Here is a 21,362-nt window from a genome sequence, read left to right as displayed (position 1 = left end):
GTACTCGTTATATAATACTAATTAGTATATCAACTACAATACTTGACTCATACTAATAGTGCTTTTATATCCTTGTACATTCTGTATGTTCTGTTTTATCGATTGCATATTTTGTACAATATTTTCTTCGGCGATCATTTGCCTGCCTTTTCCCCGTTTGAGAGCAACCTCACCGCTTCGCGCTTTTCTCTGTCGGTGATATGGAGATAGATGCTTGTGGTGGATATATTGGCGTGGCCAAGGATTTCCTGCACAATTTTTATGCTTGCACCGCGTTGTAGCAAGTGTGTAGCGCAGCTGTGGCGGAAGATGTGCGGATGCAAGTGCTTATCCGGAAATATTTTTTTCACGTGGTTCTGGAGCATTTTGTTCACGGATTTTCTGGTAATGGGCTCACCACGAATTCCTACAAAGAGCTTAATATGCCTGTTTGCGTCGGGAAATCTATCCCTGTGTTTCAGATAATCTGAGATTATCCGAACCGCGTCGGGCGTGAGTGGGACGATCCTGTCTTTGTCTCCTTTACCACTTTTGACGCGGACAAGGGGATCGCTCTCCAAAGAGATATCCCTGAGCGTGAGGGAGCAAACCTCGCTGACCCGCAGCCCGCAGTAATACATCAGGGCAACGATGGCTCTGTTACGCTTTCCAAGATGGGTTTCTGGGAAGGCTTCCAGTATTTTCTGGACCTCTTCGTAGCTTATGTATTCAGGTATGCGCCGACGCGTTTTCGGGGCTTTTACAAGATCTGTTGGTATTTTATTCACTGTACCGCTTACGTAGAGGAACATGTAGAAGGTTTTGAGGGTGGAGAGATGTCTGGCCACTGAAGAGGGTGAGAGCCTTGAATCAGAGAAATTGCCCTGGGACAGCTCTTTCATGAACTTTTCGATATCACGCCTCTTAACCTGCCGGTAATCCAGGGAGTATTCTTCCAGGTACTGGCCGAAATGTTTGAGATCCCGGGTATATGACTCGACGGTATTTTTCGACAGGTTTCTCACGAACTCCAGATATTCTGCGAACCTTTCCACAGCATCTTCAAAATCCATGACGTTCCCCCCTGAAAATAGTCAAAAGTGGAGACGTAATATACATTATGTCTCCACTTTATTGTATCATATTTCATCACCAAAACAACGGTTTCTAAACACGGCTTGTATTAAAGCTTACAGACGGCGCCTTTTATATTCGATTTTAAGGCCATTATTTTCGGATTCACGTATAATTTCTCTTCAACTAAGAAACAATGGCCTCAAAATCGATTCTAACACCTTTCACTCCAAACACAGCTTCACAAGCTGCTTAGCAATTCCGATAGTAGCTCACGGTACTTTTCATTGATAAAATAGCGGCGATTCTTTCTAAAAACAAGGGGTTCTTTTATGCCTGCATAATGTTTTGAGAGGGCACCCATGATTGCACCCACCGCCATGGGACTTTTCACTTCTGGTTCTCCCATTTCTGTCAAAATGGGATTCATTTTAGCATAAATTTCGGAAGCGTTGGATTCTTTATCCAGCAGTATAGTGAGAAATACCCTTGTAGCTGGTTTTAGTTTATTCAGAAGTGTCTGGATCTCCTCTTTATCCCATTCGCTTTGAAGCGTTGCTGTACGTTTGAAAGGCGCTAATTTACTTTTGAAGGCTAATATACTCAATTCCATTACAGGAGCTAGCTTTTTATCATAGTTATCGTCTATGGACAGCACTCCTGCAATGGTGGAAAGCGGAAGGTTTATCTGTACCACCATATTCAAAAATTCAGCAAGTTTCATAAACGTCACAAAGGGTCTCTGAAAATCAACGGGTTCCGGTAGCACGAGAAGCGCATGCCTGGAAATTCCCCGCCCTTGAGACGCCTCAAATGGAATGAAAGCCGCAACCTTCAATTTAAAGTCGTTTCCAGCTTCCCAGATGCCGGTTATTCTTTCACGATTGGAGTATTTTACATAATTAACCTTGAATCCTGCGATTTCAGCAAGTCTGTTTGTAAGATCCGCGTAAGCTCTTTCATACAACAGCACCTGTTTTTCATCACTGGTATCTAGAGAATCGAGTAACATCGTAGCGTCGCCAGTGACTTCTTCGATGCTCGAAAGCTTTTGCAGATAACCGTTAAGGAACTTATTTCTGGAAGATTGTGTCCCGCTTTCGTCTTCCAATGTTCCCAAAATATTCAGTATATCTACTATTGTTATGGAACGAGCCATTTTTACACCTCCATCGCACATTATGCTGTTTATATTTGTACATATTATACCATTTCTTATATGTGCTACATAGGTTCTCACAAATTCATATGTTATTGTACCCACCACAACGTACAACCTATACAACCATCTTTACAGACTATGCTATTATATACTCGCCCTACAATAACCATAAAATAGTTGCACAATACAGCAGCTGGTATTATTGTATATTTTGTTCTGATTCTATATACACGTGTACAAGTTGTACAAAAAGTTATCCAACAAAATGGTATGATGCTCATATACCTACCTTGTAATCCAGAAGATTAGGTCTCAGGAGTGATTTCCCTTGCAGGTGGTTTTTTACATTTCGACATATTTCGTTGGTCTCCTCGCGGGAATAATGAATACCCTCGCAGGCGGAGGCTCGATGCTTACACTTCCAATGCTGATGTTCCTTGGACTCGACGCAAACATCGCAAACGCCACAAACAGAATAGCCATATTCTTTCAAAATCTTGTTGCAGTTACAAGCTTCGAGAAAAAAGGAGTAAAAGCTTTCAGAATTTCCTTGCCCCTCGGGACAGTGGCGGCAGCAGGTGCAATTCTGGGATCCTTTATCGCTCTTGATTTAGACAAAAATCTATTGCAAAAAGTAATTGGCATCACACTGTTGATCATGACCTATTTTGTAATAAGAAAACCCAAACTCAAAAAGAGTAACTCTTCAACAAACTCTATCCTCAGGGTATTGGTGTTCTTCGGACTTGGTATATACGGCGGATTCATTCAAGCAGGGATTGGCTTTCTGATGATCGCTGCGATAACCTTCTTTATAGGGACAAACCTTGTGAGAACTAATGCAATCAAGGTGGGGATTATCCTCATTTACACCACAACTTCGCTGGTTGTCTTTCTGTCAAAAGGTATGGTGAATGTACCGGTCGGATTGTTGCTTGCACTGGGAAATATGAGTGGTGCCTATCTCGCCGTAAGGTTTGCCATAAAAAAGGGAGAGAAATTTTTAAGGATTGTTCTTATCGTTGTCGTAATCATAAATGCTGTAAAAGCTTTTATGCTCTAAAAGCTCAATAACTCTGAATCAAAACGGATTTTCATGATAAAATAGTTAAAAGGGCTAAAGAGGTGGAAAATATGCCCTTACTATATAATGGTGAAGGATCAAAATTAGTTTCCGAAATAGAAAAGATCTTACAAAAAAAGCTAAAACGCAGAGAACGGGAGAGAATTATTTCCGCATATGAGCTTGCCAGAGAAAACCACGAAGGACAGTACAGAGAATCAGGTGAGCCTTTTATTTCACATCCCGTTGCAGTAACAAAAATCCTTGCCGAGCTTCAGGCCGATACGGATACATTGGTATCCGGGCTTTTGCATGACGTGGTTGAGGATTGCAATGTTCCACTCGAAGATGTAGAAAATCGGTTTGGCCCGATAGTTGCCAAAATTGTAGATGGTGTAACCAAAATAAATAACCTCAAGTTATCTGAAACACTGGATAAAGCTGAAATAAAATCCAGAATAAAGATAGAAACAATTCGCAAAATGCTTCTCGCCCTTTCCAGCGACCCACGTATTATCATTGTTAAACTCGCTGACCGTCTGCATAATATGAGAACCCTTTATTTCGTTAAAAACGACAAAAAACGAAAGGACAAAGCGCTGGAAACGCTTAATATTTACGCTCCCATCGCTCATAGAATCGGTATTCACAGAATAAAGTGGGAACTCGAGGATCTTTCCTTCAAGTATCTGTACCCAAATGACTACAATGAGTTGAAACTGAGAGTGAAGAAGAAACTTCATGAACGTCAGGCAACAATGGACGAATACAGAAATATAGTTGCCAATGAATTGAGAAAGCACAGGGTAAACTTTCTGATTGAAGGAAGGGTAAAACACCTTTATAGCATCTGGCAAAAAATGATTCGAAAGAACAAATCCTTCGATGAGATCTATGACTTAATAGCCCTAAGAATCATAACGGAAGACGAAGTTAGCTGCTATAAAATACTTGGAATCGTCCATTCTCTATGGCCACCCGTTCCCGGCAGGTTTAAAGATTACATCGCTGCCCCTAAATCAAATGGGTATAAATCACTTCATACCACTTTAATCACCCACAAAGGTGAACCTCTTGAGATCCAGATCCGAAGCGAGAAGATGCACAAAGAGGCTGAATTCGGGCTTGCAGCTCACTGGATATATAAAGAGGGGATAGACCTGAAAGAACGAAGCTGGTTCCACCAGTTATCGAACTGGCACAAGGATTTCATCGAAAGTTTCAAAGATATAGAAAGCGTTTCTAAAGAACTGGAAACAGACGAGGTCTTCGTGTTTACCCCAAAGGGTGAGGTTATCCATCTTCCAAAAGGTGCGACTCCCATCGATTTTGCGTATGCCATTCACACGGAAATAGGTCATCATTTGGCAGGTGCAAAGGTTAACGGTAAGATGGTTCCGATAAATTATCAGCTTCAACTGGGTGACAGGGTTGAAATCATAGTAAACAAGAATAGTGAAGGCCCAAGCCTGGATTGGCTGAACTACGTGCGCTCGAACAGTACAAAAGCCAAAATAAGACGTTTCTTCAAAACCAAATACAAAAATGAGCTTGTGGAACGGGGTAAAGAAACCTTCCGTAAGATCAGCAAAAAACTCGCAAAACCAATGGAAGAACTTTTGAACAGCGAGAGCGTCAAAGAATTGATGAAACGTTCTGGTGTCAATACAGAAAACGAGTTTTTTATGAAGCTCGGAGACGGGACAATAACCATGGCAGAGATGCTGAAATGTCTTGAACCCCAACCGATAGATATCGAGATCCCCAAGAAATTGTTAAAACCAGTCAAACCAAAGCAGGCCCTCGGTAAAGAGGTATTAATCGCCGGACAGAGTGGAATAGACGTTCACTTCGCTAAGTGTTGCAATCCTTTACCCGGTGATAAAATCGTTGCAGTTATCAGCAGCCGTGGAATATCTATACACGTGAGAAATTGCAAGAATCTTATAAACATTGCGGCAGACAAGTTACTGGAAGCCAGCTGGACTTTTACCTTAGACGGTCGTTATGATGCCTGGATAAAAGCGGTTTTTGATACAACAGAGAAAAACGTCGTTGGAAGAATCCTGGAAAAGATTGAAAATAAAAACGCCAAGGTGAAAAAGTATTATGTGAGTTCCGGAGACTGGGGACAAAGTATCCTTGCGGCGAATCTGCTGGTCAAAGATATAGGTCATTTAACATCCGTAATGGAAAGCATTAGAGGCATTAGAGGAGTGCAAGCAGTTGCCAGAACAGGAGGGTTGCCATGAGAGCAGTCGTACAAAGGGTAAGTGAAGCCGAAGTAAAGGTAGACGGAAAGATTGTTGGTAAAATATCCGATGGTTTGATGGTACTTCTCGGCGTTCAAAAAGATGACACTGAAAAGGATCTGGATTGGATGCTCGAGAAAATACTCAACCTCAGGATATTCGAAGATGAAACTGGTAAGATGAATCTCTCCCTTCTTGAAAAAGGCGGGCAACTTATGCTCGTTTCACAGTTCACTCTCCTGGGAGATGCGCGCAAAGGCAGGAGACCTTCTTTTACCGAAGCCGCGCCGCCAGATAAAGCTAAAGAAATTTTCGACCGTTTTGTAAAAAAAGCTTCCGAGAGAGTGCATGTTGAAACAGGCGTTTTCCAGGCTCATATGCTGGTAAGTTTGACCAACGATGGACCTGTTACCATTCTTCTCGATTCTCGTAAACAATTTTAATCTCATAAATTTTATATAGGAGGTGCTCCAATGAAAAAGTCAATACTCATTCTTTCATTGATCGTTGTCCTTTTGACGGCTATTGTCGCCATATCCGGAAAAACCAACGAATCCACCCCTCTCTCTAACGTGGCGGTTGTGGACATCCAGAAGGTACTTGAATCCACAAAGGATTGGAAAGAGCTGAATCAGAGTTATCAAGAAGATCAACAGTTTTACCAGAGGCAACTTGACGCTCTCGTAGCAGAATACAAAAAAATGAAGGATGAAGGTGCCAGCAACGAGGAACTCTTTGCAAAACAGCAGGAAATACTCGCTAAAAAAGCCCAGTACGAACAAACGCTTCAAAGCACCTACAACGCAAAGACACAGGTTATCGTTGACCAGATTCGCAAAAGAATAAACAGCTATGCTGACTTCATGGGTTACGATCTAATACTCACAAAAGAGGCTGTCATATACAGTAAAGAGGTATTCGATATAACAGATCAGGTTATCGAATATTTGAGGGGATTCGAAAATAAGTGATAACCCGTTCGATATTGCTTTGTAAGGATATTTATAAACGTTTCGGAAAGAGACAGGTATTGAAGGGCGTTAATATAATCGCTCATTCTGGAGAAGTGGTTGGTATTCTCGGCCCCAACGGGGCCGGGAAAACCACTGCTTTTAAGTCAATCCTTGGTATTGTAATCCCTGATAGCGGTGAAATATATTTAAACAAGAAAAAGATTACTCACCTCCCCGTACACGAAAGAGCGAGAAAAGGTATTGCCTATCTTCCACAGGAAACCTCTATATTTCGTGGCCTTTCTGTGCTCGACAATATTTTAATGATTCTCAAGTTAACAGGCCAGAAAGAAACCGCCCAGAAAAGGGCCGAGGAATTGTTGAAAGAATTCGGGATCTTTCACCTGAGACATCAATCCGCTGACCTCATATCTGGCGGTGAGAAAAGGAGACTCGAATTCGCAAGAACACTGGTTCTCTCTCCATCCTTTATTCTTCTGGATGAACCTTTTGTAGGAATCGATCCAATCACCGTAAAAGACATTCAGAAGATGATCAGGAAACTTCGTGAAAAGGGAATAGGGGTAATCGTTACAGACCACGATGTAAATAGCATCCACCAGGTTGTCGACAGTCTTTATGTGCTTCACAAAGGAGAGGTCATAGCCAGCGGTGATCCAGATACAGTTCTATCAGATAGCAAGGTCATAGAGAATTATCTTGGAAGGGAAGAGATAGTTTGAGAATAGCGGTAATCGGTTATTCGGGTCCCATTGATAAAGATCCTGTGAAATCTCTGGAAGAGATCTGTGTTCAAACCGGCAGGGTTCTGGCACAAAAAGACCACACTATCATTACTGGCGGGAGAGACGGTGTGATGGAATTGGTTGCCAGAGGTGCAAAAGAGGCCTCAGGTACTATCATAGGCGTTTTACCAAAGGGCGCAAGGGGAAATCCATACAACACAATTAATCTGGACACAGGTCAGGATTATCTTGTCCGTTCTCTGGTACTGATACATGCAGCAGATATGGTTATTTCCATAGGTGGAGAAGTCGGTACCCTCTTCGAAATTGTTACCTCTTACGCTTATCAAAAACCTGTTATACTATTCCGTGGTACAGGTGGCTGGACCGATAGGATAGCTCCTACCCTAATAGACGGGTATTATCTGGATAATCGCCGCCTGACAAAGATCCTTCAAATATCCTCAATAGAAGAATTGATGCTACACATCTAAAGGAGGAATACCATGGTAAGATGTAGATTTGCACCGAGCCCCACAGGACATATGCACGTGGGTGGCGTAAGGACCGCTCTTTTCAACTGGCTTTTCGCAAGAAATCAGGGTGGAAGTTTTATTTTGAGAATCGAGGATACCGACACAGAAAGGTCCACTAGAGAATCTGAAGAACAGATAATCAACTCCCTGCGGTGGTGTGGTCTTAACTGGGATGAAGGCCCGGACATAGGTGGAAAGTACGGTCCTTACAGACAGAGTGAACGCACCAAAGCGGGATTGTATAAAAGGTATGCGGATGAACTGGTAAAGAACAATCACGCATACTATGCTATATATCACAAAGACGATCCTAAAACAGTTATTAAAACCACTACGGAAGAACCCACAGATCTTGGAGAAGAATACACATATACTGTTAACTTCAAGGTTCCAAAGGAAGGCGAAACCACCTTTGAAGATCTTCTCAAAGGCAACATGGTTTTTAAAAACGAGACCTTTGACGACTTCGTTATAATAAAATCCAACGGGTTCCCTACCTATAATTTTGCCGTGGTGATAGATGACCATCTGATGGAAATCACCCATGTCTTCCGTGGAGAAGACCATCTCTCGAACACTCCGAAACAACTGATGATTTACGACGCCTTCGGCTGGAAAGCGCCGACGTTTATGCATATACCTCTTATACTCGGCAATGATAGAAGTCCGTTATCTAAAAGGCATGGACACACGAGCGTCGATTACTTCAGGAGAGAAGGCTATTTGAGCACTGCCCTTATGAATTATCTTGCACTTCTGGGATGGAGTGTAGATGAAGAGATCTTTGATTTTAGAGATAAAATCAGGGACTTTGATCCCCGTTCCATATCCAATAAAGCCGTTATTTTTGACTATGAGAAGCTTGAATGGATCAACGGTAAGCACCTCAGAGTGATCCCATTGGAGGAACTCATGACCGAGTTCGAGCTCTGGTTGAGATACACTGAAAAATTCGATTTTTATGAGAAACTACTGAAAGATCCTGAGTACAGCAAACAGGTTATTTCGATCTGTCGCGAAAAGATAAATACCATGTCGCAGCTCCTTGATTTTTCTGCTCCTTTCTTTTCAGATGAATTGGAATATGAAAGCAGATTTGTGGATAAATATCTCAAAAAAAGCTGGAGCACAGAGGTTTTAGAAGCCGCCATAAGGCGTTTTGAAGAGAACGATGATTGGTCTATTGAAGGCGTGGAGAAGGTTATCCGGGACGTGAGTGAAGAGAAGCACACTTCCAAGAAAAACACCTTCCAGACAATTCGAGGAGCCGTAACAGGCAGATTGGTCACTCCGGGACTTTTTGAAACCGTTGCTGTGCTTGGGAAAGAGAAAACATTGGAAAGGCTCGAGGCAACTCTTGACCTCGCAGAAAGCTTGAAGGATGAAGAAGGGATTTAGTCTCGTTGGAATTTTGATGTCTCTGGTGGCGACGATTTTTATCGTTGCTGTCGTTTTTTCTGTCTTCACAGAATTCAATCTCGTGAATTCGCAATACATGGGCACGATAAAACATATTCTCGAGCTAAAAAGAGCTTTCGAATTCTTTGAAAGGGATCTTTTGACGTACCAGCGAACTATTGGAACCCCCACTTCCACAAGGTTTTCTTTTATGAAAATACAAGACGGAAACTATGTAAGAGTAACCTACTATATCACCGAAGATAAGCGTGTTGTAAGATCGGCAAAGCAGAACAGAAAAAAAACCGGAGTAAATACCATCGCCCAGTACAAAAAAGAAGCTAAGTTCGAATATTCCGACGGAATTATCACTTTAACAATAGATAGTTACTCCCTTTCTCATAGTTTAAACGAGGAGTGAAAAAATATGGCTTCAAAGGAACTAAGAATGATTCTGAATGCCCTTGAAGATGAAATTCAAGGACGCAGGGAACTCCATCTCTCAGAGATGCTCAAATCACCATCGGCATTCATTCGTGCCAAAGCAATTCGGGAATCTGCAACCTCAGAAGTAGTGTTAGAAGATGTTGAAAAATACCTCGAAGATGAGTCCCCGGCGGTTAGGAAAGCCGCTATTGAATACCTTGCAAAAACCGGCACGGATGATATGGCAATCGTGCGCGCTCTCGAAGATCCAAGTGAAACAGTTAGAACGACCGCTGTTAAATATATTGTCGAGCTTGGACTCCTTGATGATGAGCTAAAAGAAAAGATAGCAAAGGAACCTTCCCAAAGAGTGCGAAAAGCCTTTGTTGAAACAATGATCAAGACTGACGCTTCATTTGAAGAATTGAAAACTTTTGAAAACGACCCCAGCAACGAAATTAAGACTATGCTTGAGGTTTATAAGGGTCATATTCCCCTTGAAGAACAGGCGATGTTAAAATTACCCAAAAAACTCAGGAAAGTCGCTATAGCTTTGAAGGTACAAAAAATCGGTGAAAAAGAATCAGAATTACTCTGGGAGAAGATCAACGAATTTTCTCATCCGGAACTTAAAACAGCCTGTATAGAAATACTGGGAAAGTTTCCACCAGAAATGGTATCAGACAAGCTAAGGAAACTAATGGACTCCGAAGATCCAAAAATAGCCGTGGCAGCAACCAGGGTTTACGGAAAAGAACTCGGTTACGACGAGAGCCTTCTCGGAATTGCCGAAAAATTTATTGATTCCGTGGATGAAGAATTGAGACTTATGGGTGCCCGTATTCTCAAAAAGCTCTCTGAACCCGCTATGGTAGGCATTTTGAGGAATGCCTTAAACGACCCATCCGATAAAGTCAGAGCCACAGTCATAGATGCCCTGGCCTCGATGCTTGACTATTCTATCGAAGAAGATGTGAAGATCGCCCTTCTTTCAACCTCAACACGACTCAAAAAATCCGGGTTGCGGGCTACGAAAAGGCTGAAATTACTTACTCTTGGTGATCATGTTGTCCGGATAATTGCGAATAAAAAAGAAGAACGTTCTGTTAGGATACTCGCAGTGGGAGTGGCTGGTTTTTTGAAGATCACTGATGCCCTTGTTGAACTCGAAAAGATTATAAACACCACCACAAACGACGGGAAGTTGAGATTATCAGCAGCAAAAGCCATGGCGAGAATAGCTCCTCAGAGATTGCTGGAGCTCTTTAATATGGGCTGAGATCAGTTGAGAATAACAAACAAGAAGGATAAAACCCCCATAAAACACAAAAGGGAGCTTTTTATATTCCATTGGAAATAATCCTGTCTCACCGATGTTTTATGAGCTCTGTCAAAGCCGCGAACCTGCATTGCGATTGCAAGTTCGTCGGCTTTTTTTATTGAAAGAACAATAAGTGGAACGATTATGGCTATAAAGGTTCGAAGTTCTGGAAACAGCCCGTTTTTCTTAAACTTCGCGCCCCGGGCTCGTTGAGCTAGTACTATTTGTTCGGCCTCTTTAGAAAGAATGGGAATGAACCTCATTGATATTGAGAAAATAAGCCCTACGCTTCTGGCAATTCTCTGTGAAAACTTCAGTCTGAGCATAAGATCTTCTATGGAGTGTGCCATCCTCAATGGAGCTGTTGTGAAAGACAACAAGGTACTGAACAGGACAGCCCCAAACAACCGCAAAACCAGAACAACCGCATTTTTCATACCCTCTATGGTAGCAATCAGCGAACCAATCTGGAATATGACCTTCCCGGGAGTGAAAAAAATCTGGAAAAACACAATGAACAATGCTATGAGATATACACTCTTTAAGTTTCTCAAATAGAATTTTATCGGGACGTTACTCAAATACGCCTGCAAAAAGAATAACAGGTATATAAACATAAAATCAGCTGGGCTCTGGCAAAAAAAAGAGAGAATCGCCAGACTGATGTAAACTATGAGCTTCGCGCGCGGATCTATTTCGTGAATGGGAGAATTAATTGGAACGTATCTTCCAATGGGGAAATTCAACGCTCGGTCATTCCTTCCTGTATCTCACGAAACTCGTTGGGGTTTCCCAGAGAACGATCTCAAAAAGTTTCCTCTTATCCGTCTTTACAAGGGGTTCGAGTTCATCAAAAATCCATCGTGCAATATATTCGGCAGTAGGTTGGGGTATTAAATCGTTTATGTAAGAATGGTCGAGCTTGTCCAGTATCTTTTCTTTAATGACTTTTTTCAACTCAGCAAAGTCTATAACCATCCCTTCCTCATCCGGTTCCCCTTTAATCGTTACCTGAAGACGGTAGGTATGCCCGTGAAGCTTTTCGCACTTCCCATGATAGCTTGTCAGGTTATGCGCAGCATCAAAAGTAACCTCTTTTGTTATATAAAACATTTTATCCCTCCCACATTATTATATCGTTCTTTATACTCTGATGACAATTCAGATTCATGTTATTTTTTTATCGAAAAACTCATCGAACAAAGCGATAAGAAAAACGTCAAATATATGATGGTATAATCTATTGAGGAGGTGATCGTGTGCTTTTCTTTGATCCAACATTCATATTTTTGATCCCGGCAATAATATTAGCAATATGGGCTCAAGCTCTCGTGAGTCAGAGATTTACTTATTATTCTAAGGTTCGTTCCACCTTTGGTATAACCGGCGCAGAACTCGCAAGACGTCTACTGGACAATTCAGGACTGTATGATATAAAAATCGAAACAATACCCGGTCAACTAACCGATCATTACGATCCAAGAGCAAAGGTCGTCAGATTATCCCAGGCAACTTACAACAACAGTTCCATCGCGGCATTAGGGGTTGTAGCTCATGAAATCGGCCACGCATTACAACATGCAAAGAATTACGCTCCGCTGGTTGTAAGAAATGCCTTTGCACCAGTCGCGAGCTTTGGCTCATATTTCAGCTGGGTTATCTTTTTCATGGGAATCCTGTTCTGGTCACCAACTATGATACGGTTTGGAATCGTTCTCTTTTCACTAGTTGTCCTCTTCACTCTGATTACGTTGCCTGTTGAATTTGACGCAAGCAAAAGAGCAAAGCGCTTACTCGCGGAAATGGGAATGCCAGAATCCGAAGTAATTGCCGTCAATAAGGTTCTTTCTGCGGCAGCAATGACCTATATCGCTTCTATGGCGATGGCCATGCTTCAGCTGTTGAGAATGATTTTCATTGCCGGGTTGTTTGGACGCAGAGACTGATGAACGATCCACGCCAGAAAGCTCTGGAAACATTGGCTTTTTTTGATCAAAACGGTTATATACCATTCAGGAAGGTGGAGATAGCCATCTCCACCCTTTCATCTATTGGTAGAAGATTCTATATGAATTTGGTAATGGAAACCCTCAGAAAACGCATTCAGATAGATTACATACTGAATCAGTTTCTCAAAAAACCGGAAAAACTGCCGGCACCGGTAATGAATGCTCTTCGATTGGGGGTAACTCAGCTTTTTTACATGGATAGTGTTCCAGAGTTTGCCGCGATACACTCCAGTGTTGAACTTTTGAAAGCAAAGAGTTTTAAAAAACTGGTCAATGCGGTCCTACGAAAGATAAGCAAACTTGAAACCCCTCTGCCGGAACAGCCCATCTGGCTCAAGTATTCCCACCCAAAATGGCTGGTTGATTACTGGGAAGAAATAGAGTGGATCAACCCGCTCGAAGAACTCTTGAGTTACAACCAGCAACCGCCTCTTCAGGTTTACAGCATCCCAAAAGGAGAATACCATCTGCTGGATGAAAAAGGATACATCTACGATAAAAGCGATTTTTCAGATTGCATTATCGTTCTCGAAAAGGGTGAACCAATCTCTTCTTTGAAACGTATTGACGAACTTGAATATATAGTAAACGAATATTTCCGGTGCCCTGTAATTAAACCCGAAAATTCTTCGCTTGCTTTGCTTTCTGAAAAACCATGGCTCTTTCATACAATCAGTAAAGAAGAGTTATTAAAAAGTGCAAATGAGCTGAAAAAGGAACTTTCCAATAGAATAGCGAACATAGAAGAATTTGTTTATTTAAGTAATACCCTGACACTGGAAGAAAACACTCAACTGCTCGCACCTCTCAAAGAATTTGTCCCTGTTCCCCTGGACGATTTTATGATAAGGTATAACCTGCGGGGTACGTGGGATGGATACGGTTACTGGCTTTTGCCTCCCAATAGCCCAAGACCTGGATACATCGCTAGAATGAGGAGGAAATAAAGGGATGCAGTTGCTGGAGATGACACTGGATGAACTAAGAAAAGTTCTTGTGGATGAAGGTTATGAAAAATATAGAGCTTCTCAGATATTCGATTGGATCTATAAAAAGAAGGTTCTCAATTTCTCTAATATGACGAACCTTCCGAAAGATTTCAGGAAATTTCTGTCTGGAACCTTTCGATATCCTGAAATGACAATAGTTCGAAGAAGTCTTTCAAAAATAGACGGCACTGAAAAATTCCTTTGGAAGTTGCATGACGGTGAGTTTATAGAATCGGTAATACTGAGACATCCTGATCATACAACCTTTTGTATTTCCACACAGGTTGGTTGTCAGCTCGGCTGCATCTTTTGTGCCACAGGAATGAGTGGCTTTAAACGTAATCTCAGCGTCTCAGAAATAGTGGGGCAGGTCATCTTTATGGAAAAATCCATGGGAAAAAATGTTACCAACATCGTATTCATGGGGATGGGAGAACCTTTCTTAAATACTGACAACGTTTTTAAATCCATTGAAATCCTGCATGAGCCCGCGGGAAGAAACCTTGGAATACGGCACTTCACCATCTCAACTGCTGGCATCCCGGAAGGAATCATAAGACTCGCTGATTCAGGAATGGACGTAAGATTATCACTTTCACTGCATGCAGCCACAGATGAAAAGAGAAGCATGTTGATGCCGATAAACAAACGATACAACATTCAGCAGCTCATGGCGTCTCTTGAATATTATCAGAGGAAAACAAATCGGAGGATCACCATTGAATATATCCTCATCGATGGTATAAATGATTCAATAGAAGACGCGAAACAGCTGGCAAAATTATTTAAGCACCTCAAGATATTCGTGAACATCATCGCGATTAATCCCGTTGTTCCAACCCTAAAAAGACCTTCCAGAGAAAAAGTGGAACGTTTTGCGATAGAACTGAAAAAGCACGGAATCGAAGCTGCAATCAGGACAGAAAAAGGAAGTGACATAGATGCAGCATGTGGTCAATTAAGAAGAAAAAATCTTCAGGAGGAGAGAGCTTGACTGAAAAAAGGAAAAAGGGTGTAGTTATCAGATTTGGTAGTAGAACAATGGTTGTGGCTGACTTGCATACCAAAAAGAGGTACATCTGCAACATGCCAGGACGTTTTAAGCTACAGGGAATTCGACCGATAGTAGGCGACATTATTGAGTTCATTGAGACAACAGAATCGATGGGAAGAGTGGAAAATATTCTTCCCAGAAGAAACGAGCTTTTAAGACCGAGGATAGCCAATATCGACCAGATAATACTCGTAACCTGTTTGAAAGAGCCTACTGTTCCTCTGTATATCGTGGATAGGTTCCTCGTTCTCGCTGAACACAGCGGTTTGCCAACGGTAATAGTAGTAAACAAAACGGATCTCCTCACGTCCCGTGATCCGTTGAAGAAGTTTTATCATATCTACGGTGAGTACTACAACATTCTTGAGGTTTCCGCAAAGGAAGGAACGAATATAGACCTCCTCAAAGAAATCTTCAAGGGTAAGGTTTCTGCCATGGCTGGAATGTCCGGAGTAGGAAAAAGTAGCCTGTTGAACGCTATAAACCCCGGTCTGAGCTTAAAAACCTCGGAAATATCCACAAGATTAGACAGAGGCAAGCACACCACAACCTATTCAGAACTCCTCGAGTTCGACTTTGGAGGATACGTAGCCGATACTCCCGGGTTCGCTTCTCTTGAACTTCCGTACGATATGGAACCCCAAGAACTTCAGAATTTCTTCAGAGACATCTCGGCACATAAAGGTATGTGTGCTTTTTCAAATTGTGTACACGTTGAAGAACCGGGATGTTACATAAAGGAGCTTGTTGAGACCGGTGATATTCCCATGAGTCGTTATGAAAGTTACCTTAAGATGTATAATGAGCTTTCCGAAAGAAAAAAAGGACGCAAAGGAGGCAGGAGATAAATGGCTCTGGTTTCACCTTCCATACTGGCGGCGGATTTCGCCAACCTTTCTGCTGAAATAGACAAGATCAAAGATGCCGATTTCATTCACGTGGACGTCATGGACGGGGTTTTCGTCCCCAACATAACCTTTGGGACACCTATAATGGAAGCCCTTAATAAGCTGGACACACCACCATTGGATGTTCATCTCATGATTGACAATCCATCACAGTACATAGAGAAATTCGCCAATCTCGGTGCCTCAATACTCGCGGTTCATATAGAAGCTGAAAGGCATCTTCACAGACTTGTCGATCGAATTAAAAGCCTCGACGTTGAAGCTTTTGTCGCAGTTAATCCCCATACACCCGTATCTGCGCTTGAAGAGATCATACAATTTGTCGATGGTGTTCTTATCATGACAGTTAACCCTGGCTTCACGGGCCAAAGCTTCATTCCCGAAACAGCTCAAAAAATTGCCAAGCTTGATCACTTAAGGAAGGAAAAAGGTCTGAATTTCAGGATCGCTGTTGACGGTGGAATAAACCTGAAAAATGCACAGACAGTCGTCGATTACGGGGCAGATATACTCATCATGGGAGCCGCTATCTTCAGATCCGAAAATCCTGCAGAGGTTATACAAAAAGTCAAGGAGTTGAAAAAATGAAAGTTTATCTTGTTTCCGGGAATACCCATAAATTGCTGGAAATACAAAAAATAGCCCCAGAAGGCGTTGAGATAGAGAGTATAACATCTCTTGATGTGTCCTTAAACATCGATGAAAACGGAGACACCTTCATTCAAAACTCAATAAAAAAAGTTGAAGCCTTTCGAAATTTGGGTGTTCCCCTTATAGCAGATGATTCCGGCCTCGAAATCGATGCGCTTGACGGTTTCCCTGGCGTGCATTCTGCGCGTTTCATGGAAGAGCATTCTTACGAAGAGAAAATGCAAGCAATCCTCGAAAAACTTGCGAACGTCGAAAACAGAACCGCACGTTTCCGATGCGCCGCAACCTTTTTTGATCCGAAAAATTTCATCCTCCTCGCAGCCGAAGGAACGGTAGAGGGCACAATAGCCTTAGAAATAAGAGGCAACAAAGGTTTTGGATACGATCCTATATTCATTCCCGAAGGTTATAAGAAAACCTTCGGCGAATTAGGGGAAGAAATAAAAAATCGAATAAGCCATCGTTCGAGGGCTTTCAAGAGACTCTTCGAACTTCTTCACCTCTATATCTTGCATGAAAGAATATGATCAACCCCACGATCATCAGAATCACAGAAACCAGCTTTGCGGTTCTCAGCTCACCGACATAGAGGCTGTCAAGCCTCAATCCTTCTATGACGAATCTACCCATGGAATAGAGTATCATGTACAATCCCGTTACCTCACCGTACCGCTTTCGCTTCTTCATGTAATTGAACAGAACGATAAATACAAATATATCCCAGAGACTTTCGTATAAGAAGGTTGGGTGAAAGTACTTATACTGCGTGTATCCCGGCACTCTGTATCCCCGGGGAACAAACATCTTCCACGGTAGATCTGTTGGGGCACCGTAAGCTTCGTGATTCATGAAATTTCCCCACCTGCCTATCGCCTGGGCGAGAGGCAAAACAGCCGTAAAAATATCCGAAGCCTGAAAGAACCGGATCCCCGCCGATTTTTTCAAACGGGTGTAAAGAAATCCCGCGAACAACCCTCCGAAGAAAGCCCCATGGATTGCAAGACCACCGTTCCATATTTTGAAAATCTCTATGGGATTGTCACGGTAGTAATCGAAATTAAAAGCAACATAATACAATCTGGCACCGATTATTCCCGCGATTATTCCCCAAAATACCATTTCCACCAGATAATCTTCTTTAATACCTTCCTTCAAAGCGAAATTCCTTCCAAGGATATAGGCGAGAACAATCCCGGTGGCGATAAGCACACCATACCATCTCACACTGAAAGGACCTATGGTTACTATTATCGGATCAACGATGAGTTCACCGGAAAAAGTTACTTTAAGGAAGAAAAAAAGTGCAACAGCTGCAACCGCACAAAATACGCCAAGAATAATTCTCCTCTTTTTCAAAAAAATCCCCCCATTAAAACTGCGTGCGGTTTTCCGCACGCAGTTTATATTCTTTATCTCTTACTCTTTGTTTTCTGAATTCTCCGAACCTGCTTCTTCCTTTTCTTCTTCCTCTTTCTGTTCTTCAACGGGTTCATCAGCACTAATCTCTTTTATTGTGGCTTTTTCCACGATAAGGTCCTGTACTTTCGTTCGACGTATGTTCTCTACAATATCGTTTCTAATATCTTCTCTGGTTTTGACAATCTCTTTTGCACGTTCCGGTGAAATTCCCCAATAGGTCGAAAGTTCTTCTGCGGTCTTCATAACCTCTTCATCGGTTACTTCGATTTGTTCTTTTTCTGCTATCTTCTCAATGGCTGTGTTCTTTTTCAATTCGTTGAGAATACCCGTTTTGAATTCTTCATAAAGCTTTTCTTCACTGCCAGCCTGCTTCAGATAAGAATCATAAGTGTTCTCTTTCTTTGCGTTTTCTATTGCCCTATTGACAAAATAGTCCAGTGTTTTTTCAGAAATCTCAAGTTCAACAAGCTCTGCTAATTTATCCTGTACCTGCTGGCGCAGGAAATCTTTCTTCCAGCTTTCGAAAGCCTCGAGCCCTTCCTCTTCCAGTTTCTTCTTCAGTTCCTCCAGGGTGTTCACTTCAGAGGCAACACTTTTGGCAAATTCATCATTAAGTTCCATAAGCGTTCTCTTGAGGACTTCCTTAATTTCTATCTTGTAATGGTATTTGTTGTTTGAGTTTTCAAAGGTTCTGTCAAATTCAACGATATCTCCCTTTTTCTTTCCAATTACGTTCGTAACAATGGGTCTGTCATCATCTTCAACGATCAGTATTTCCTGTGTTTTATGATCGGCAATTATCTTGCCATCCTTTTCTATCGTGTACTCAATGTTAATAACATCACCAATTTCAGCTGGCCCGTCCTTTGGTTCAACTATAGCCGCTTCGTTTCTAAGCTCCTCGAGTTTGTTATCCACGTAATTGGCGAGAACCTCTTCCTGCTTGGGAACGGACAACTCCAGGCCAGTGTAATCCTTGAGTTCAACCTTTGGCTCGCGGTGAAGTTCAACTACGAAGACAGCAACATCACCTTCGATCTTTCGGTCAGCAATGACAGCAGGAATAAAAAGTTCTTCATCTTTGAGAGTATCCTCAATCTTCCTGGAAAGTTCTTCCAGAACCATATCTCTGAAATTTTCACCGAAAAAGGTCTCAATTATTCTCTTCGGAGCTTTACCCTTTCTGAATCCTGGTATCGTGTAGTTCTTGTTTACATACCTGACTATCTCATTTTCCGCTTCAGCGATCTCATCCGGTCCAAAGGTAAATTCAACTATTTCCACGTTCTTTTCTGCCTTAACAACATTTTTCTCCACAAAGAAACCCTCCTATCTTTTTTTCAGCTTTCTTGCCTGTCGATTATACGTTTCAATTCTATTCTATCGGTTAAACGAAGGTTATAATTCCACGAGTTCAAATTCACCTGTCTCTTCATCAAGCAAAACACACGTTGCATTATCACTGAGATAACCACAACTCTCGCCCGGATTGAGTATAAAAGGCTTTTCTTCCTCAAAAATATCAAATTCGTGGGTATGCCCATAAAATACATAGTCGAGATCTTTTAATCTATTGAAGGATATGGGCTCGTGCATTAGCATAACCTTTTTTCCGCTCACCACAACTTCATATGGTCCTTTTCTTATGGCATCTCCCAGTATACTCTTTAGCCCTAAGACTTCACCATCGTTATTTCCAAAAACCACATACAGTTCTCCGCTAAATCCTGCCAGGATTCTAGCGGCAAAAGGAGAAACTATATCACCACAATGAAATATAACACTCGCTCTCCGTTCTTCAGCGATCCGAACAGCTTTTTCCAGGTTCTCGAGATTATCATGAGAATCTGCCATCACCAACCACATACTTTCACCACCATTGTAAAATTTGGACATTTCGCATACAATTATACTGCAGTGAAGTGCCTTTAGAGAATTGTTTTTACTAAATTTTGAATTGGAGATGGGATCTTTGCCTAAATATGTATTGCGAATGGTTAAGGGAGGTATTATAAGGTATCTTTCCCACCAGGAGACAAGTACGGCCATTGAAAGAACCCTTCGACGCGCAAAGCTTCCGTTGTCTTTTACAAAAGGATACCACCCGCACATAAAGTTGAGTTATTTACCCGCTGTTCTAACCGGGGTAGCTACTGCAGCTATCTATATGACCATAGAAACAGAAAGCCCTGTTACTGATATAACAGAAAGGATTTCGAAAGCGGCACCTTTTGGGATATCATTACTCAAAGTCTGGGAGGTTGATGAAAAATTTGATTTGCGTTCCGTAGCTGATTCCTACCAATATTTCTTGTTCTTGCCAAAAAACTGCTTCGATCCATCTCGTTTTTCCGAAGCTACAGAGATAACCAAACAAACGAAGAAATCTCGGAAAATCTTTTTAGCTAAAGAAACGTATCAACATCTTTCCGTCTCAGCGCTGAGGAACTACTTTATGGTAAAATATTTCCAGCCGATGGATAAATCATTGTCATATCAGCATCTTATAAAAATAATGAGCAAAGAAAAGAGCCTTTCTGAAAAAGGAATTTATGTTTTTGTGCTTGAAGCTTATAAAGATGGTGTACCCACGTCTAATATTCTGGATTATATAGGAGGGAAAAAGCATGTCAGGTCACAATAAGTGGGCGAATATTAAACACAGAAAGATGGCCCAGGACGCAAAGAAGTCCAAGATCTTCACCAAAATAATAAGGGAGCTAATGGTAGCCGCACGTGAAGGCGGAACAGACCCAAACACGAATAATGCTCTTAGAGCCGCCATAGAAAGAGCAAAGGCTGCCAACATGCCGAAAGACACCATGGAAAAGGCTATCAAAAAGGGTGCTGGAGAACTTGAAGGACAGTCCTTCGTAGAAGCTTTATATGAAGTTTACGCTCCCGGTGGAGTTGCCATGCTTATAAGAGCTCTCACAGACAACAAAAACAGGACGGCCCAGGAAATCAGGCATCTGCTTTCCAAACACGGTGGGAACATGGCTGAAAGCGGTAGTGTTGCCTGGATGTTCGAAAGAAAAGGTGTTATAACCGTCCCAAGATCCGAGATTTCTGACATGGATGAATTTCAGCTTCTTGCAATTGACGCCGGCGCCGAAGACATTCAGGATGAAGAGGATCCTGTTAGAATAATAACTGCTCCTGAGGAAGCATCTAATGTTAAAAACGCACTGGAAGAAAACGGTTATACGGCTTCTTACGAACTGACCTATATCCCGAAGAACACCGTATCTGTCAGTGGTAACGACGCTGAAAAACTTTTGAAGCTTCTAAATGTCCTCGAAGATAACGATGATGTACAGGAAGTTTACGCAAACTTCGAGATGGATGACTCCGAAATGGAAGCTTTGATGGAGAAAATGCAGTAACATTCAGCCGCCTCTTAAAGAGGCGGCTTTGAGTCT

General features: G+C 41.9%; 24 protein-coding genes. 17 read left to right on the top strand and 7 right to left on the bottom strand.

Annotation, left to right across the window (positions count from 1 at the left end):
• Positions 1–134: 134 nt before the first annotated feature.
• Together xerA and KOLE_RS09885 are read right to left on the bottom strand one after the other, a co-directional pair.
• Entirely contained in the window at positions 135–1,052 is a 918-nt protein-coding gene (xerA, locus tag KOLE_RS09890) for a site-specific tyrosine recombinase/integron integrase (RefSeq protein ID WP_015869282.1), read from the bottom strand.
• Positions 1,053–1,294: 242 nt separating this feature from the next.
• Positions 1,295–2,212 carry a hypothetical protein gene (locus KOLE_RS09885; RefSeq protein WP_041288738.1) on the bottom strand — a complete coding sequence of 306 codons (918 nt, stop codon included), beginning with the start codon at positions 2,210–2,212 and terminating at the stop codon, positions 1,295–1,297.
• A gap of 337 nt (positions 2,213–2,549) precedes the next feature.
• Between KOLE_RS09885 and KOLE_RS09880 the strand changes: the two genes are divergently transcribed.
• From KOLE_RS09880 to KOLE_RS09840, 9 genes are all read left to right on the top strand, one after another.
• Positions 2,550–3,278 (top strand): sulfite exporter TauE/SafE family protein, encoded by a 729-nt coding sequence (locus tag KOLE_RS09880; protein WP_148208035.1) that lies wholly within the window; start codon positions 2,550–2,552, stop codon positions 3,276–3,278.
• A gap of 71 nt (positions 3,279–3,349) precedes the next feature.
• The gene (locus KOLE_RS09875; RefSeq protein WP_015869279.1) at positions 3,350–5,530 is read left to right on the top strand and encodes a RelA/SpoT family protein; all 2,181 of its coding nucleotides are present in this window, start codon (positions 3,350–3,352) and stop codon (positions 5,528–5,530) included.
• Positions 5,527–5,973, top strand: a complete 447-nt coding sequence (gene dtd / locus KOLE_RS09870; protein WP_015869278.1) for a D-aminoacyl-tRNA deacylase — start codon at positions 5,527–5,529, stop codon at positions 5,971–5,973. Before KOLE_RS09875 ends, dtd begins: the two co-directional genes overlap by 4 nt.
• A 30-nt stretch (positions 5,974–6,003) precedes the next feature.
• Positions 6,004–6,501, top strand: coding sequence for an OmpH family outer membrane protein (locus KOLE_RS09865; RefSeq protein WP_015869277.1), 498 nt, complete (start codon positions 6,004–6,006; stop codon positions 6,499–6,501).
• Positions 6,498–7,226 carry an LPS export ABC transporter ATP-binding protein gene (gene lptB / locus KOLE_RS09860; protein WP_015869276.1) on the top strand — a complete coding sequence of 243 codons (729 nt, stop codon included), beginning with the start codon at positions 6,498–6,500 and terminating at the stop codon, positions 7,224–7,226. The genes KOLE_RS09865 and lptB overlap by 4 nt, the downstream gene beginning before the upstream one ends.
• The gene (locus KOLE_RS09855) at positions 7,223–7,723 is read left to right on the top strand and encodes a TIGR00725 family protein (protein WP_015869275.1); all 501 of its coding nucleotides are present in this window, start codon (positions 7,223–7,225) and stop codon (positions 7,721–7,723) included. Before lptB ends, KOLE_RS09855 begins: the two co-directional genes overlap by 4 nt.
• Positions 7,724–7,735: 12 nt before the next feature.
• Positions 7,736–9,163 (top strand): glutamate--tRNA ligase, encoded by a 1,428-nt coding sequence (gltX, locus tag KOLE_RS09850; protein ID WP_015869274.1) that lies wholly within the window; start codon positions 7,736–7,738, stop codon positions 9,161–9,163.
• Positions 9,147–9,584, top strand: coding sequence for a hypothetical protein (locus tag KOLE_RS09845; protein ID WP_041288737.1), 438 nt, complete (start codon positions 9,147–9,149; stop codon positions 9,582–9,584). The genes gltX and KOLE_RS09845 overlap by 17 nt, the downstream gene beginning before the upstream one ends.
• 6 nt (positions 9,585–9,590) lie before the next feature.
• Positions 9,591–10,868, top strand: coding sequence for a HEAT domain containing protein (locus tag KOLE_RS09840; RefSeq protein WP_015869272.1), 1,278 nt, complete (start codon positions 9,591–9,593; stop codon positions 10,866–10,868).
• A gap of 2 nt (positions 10,869–10,870) precedes the next feature.
• On the opposite strand, the gene KOLE_RS09835 is transcribed toward KOLE_RS09840, so the two are convergent.
• A complete protein-coding gene (locus KOLE_RS09835) occupies positions 10,871–11,656 on the bottom strand; it encodes an energy-coupling factor transporter transmembrane component T family protein (protein WP_015869271.1) in 786 nt (261 codons plus the stop codon).
• Positions 11,657–11,663: 7 nt separating this feature from the next.
• Positions 11,664–12,023, bottom strand: coding sequence for a 6-carboxytetrahydropterin synthase QueD (queD, locus tag KOLE_RS09830; RefSeq protein ID WP_015869270.1), 360 nt, complete (start codon positions 12,021–12,023; stop codon positions 11,664–11,666).
• Between the two features lie 146 nt (positions 12,024–12,169).
• On the opposite strand from queD, the gene KOLE_RS09825 reads away from it, so the two are divergent.
• The 6 genes from KOLE_RS09825 to rdgB are packed head-to-tail and all read left to right on the top strand — an operon-like array spanning position 12,170 to position 17,048.
• Positions 12,170–12,856 (top strand): zinc metallopeptidase, encoded by a 687-nt coding sequence (locus KOLE_RS09825; protein ID WP_015869269.1) that lies wholly within the window; start codon positions 12,170–12,172, stop codon positions 12,854–12,856.
• Positions 12,856–13,866: a transcription antitermination factor NusB gene (locus KOLE_RS09820; RefSeq protein WP_015869268.1), complete on the top strand. Its 1,011-nt coding sequence runs from the start codon at positions 12,856–12,858 to the stop codon at positions 13,864–13,866. Before KOLE_RS09825 ends, KOLE_RS09820 begins: the two co-directional genes overlap by 1 nt.
• Positions 13,867–13,870: 4 nt before the next feature.
• Positions 13,871–14,902 (top strand): dual-specificity RNA methyltransferase RlmN, encoded by a 1,032-nt coding sequence (gene rlmN, locus KOLE_RS09815; RefSeq protein ID WP_015869267.1) that lies wholly within the window; start codon positions 13,871–13,873, stop codon positions 14,900–14,902.
• Complete coding sequence (rsgA, locus tag KOLE_RS09810; RefSeq protein ID WP_015869266.1) at positions 14,899–15,810, top strand: ribosome small subunit-dependent GTPase A; 912 nt, start codon at positions 14,899–14,901, stop codon at positions 15,808–15,810. The genes rlmN and rsgA overlap by 4 nt, the downstream gene beginning before the upstream one ends.
• The gene (gene rpe / locus KOLE_RS09805) at positions 15,811–16,458 is read left to right on the top strand and encodes a ribulose-phosphate 3-epimerase (RefSeq protein WP_015869265.1); all 648 of its coding nucleotides are present in this window, start codon (positions 15,811–15,813) and stop codon (positions 16,456–16,458) included.
• The gene (gene rdgB, locus KOLE_RS09800; protein ID WP_015869264.1) at positions 16,455–17,048 is read left to right on the top strand and encodes an RdgB/HAM1 family non-canonical purine NTP pyrophosphatase; all 594 of its coding nucleotides are present in this window, start codon (positions 16,455–16,457) and stop codon (positions 17,046–17,048) included. The genes rpe and rdgB overlap by 4 nt, the downstream gene beginning before the upstream one ends.
• Here rdgB and lgt read toward each other — a convergent pair.
• The 3 genes from lgt to KOLE_RS09785 form a co-directional block, all read right to left on the bottom strand.
• Positions 16,996–17,877 (bottom strand): prolipoprotein diacylglyceryl transferase, encoded by an 882-nt coding sequence (lgt, locus tag KOLE_RS09795; protein WP_015869263.1) that lies wholly within the window; start codon positions 17,875–17,877, stop codon positions 16,996–16,998. The genes rdgB and lgt overlap by 53 nt on opposite strands.
• 60 nt (positions 17,878–17,937) lie before the next feature.
• Positions 17,938–19,257 (bottom strand): trigger factor, encoded by a 1,320-nt coding sequence (gene tig / locus KOLE_RS09790; protein ID WP_015869262.1) that lies wholly within the window; start codon positions 19,255–19,257, stop codon positions 17,938–17,940.
• Between the two features lie 81 nt (positions 19,258–19,338).
• Entirely contained in the window at positions 19,339–19,806 is a 468-nt protein-coding gene (locus tag KOLE_RS09785; protein WP_015869261.1) for a metallophosphoesterase, read from the bottom strand.
• 106 nt (positions 19,807–19,912) lie between these two features.
• Between KOLE_RS09785 and KOLE_RS09780 the strand changes: the two genes are divergently transcribed.
• The gene (locus KOLE_RS09780; RefSeq protein WP_015869260.1) at positions 19,913–20,584 is read left to right on the top strand and encodes a TIGR03936 family radical SAM-associated protein; all 672 of its coding nucleotides are present in this window, start codon (positions 19,913–19,915) and stop codon (positions 20,582–20,584) included.
• Positions 20,568–21,326 (top strand): YebC/PmpR family DNA-binding transcriptional regulator, encoded by a 759-nt coding sequence (locus KOLE_RS09775; RefSeq protein ID WP_015869259.1) that lies wholly within the window; start codon positions 20,568–20,570, stop codon positions 21,324–21,326. The genes KOLE_RS09780 and KOLE_RS09775 overlap by 17 nt, the downstream gene beginning before the upstream one ends.
• Positions 21,327–21,362: the final 36 nt, after the last annotated feature.

This window comes from Kosmotoga olearia TBF 19.5.1 (genome assembly GCF_000023325.1).
GTDB classification, from domain to species: domain Bacteria; phylum Thermotogota; class Thermotogae; order Petrotogales; family Kosmotogaceae; genus Kosmotoga; species Kosmotoga olearia.
The sequence above is the reverse complement of the archived record's forward strand: the minus strand, read 5'-3'. Positions and strand labels throughout refer to the sequence as shown.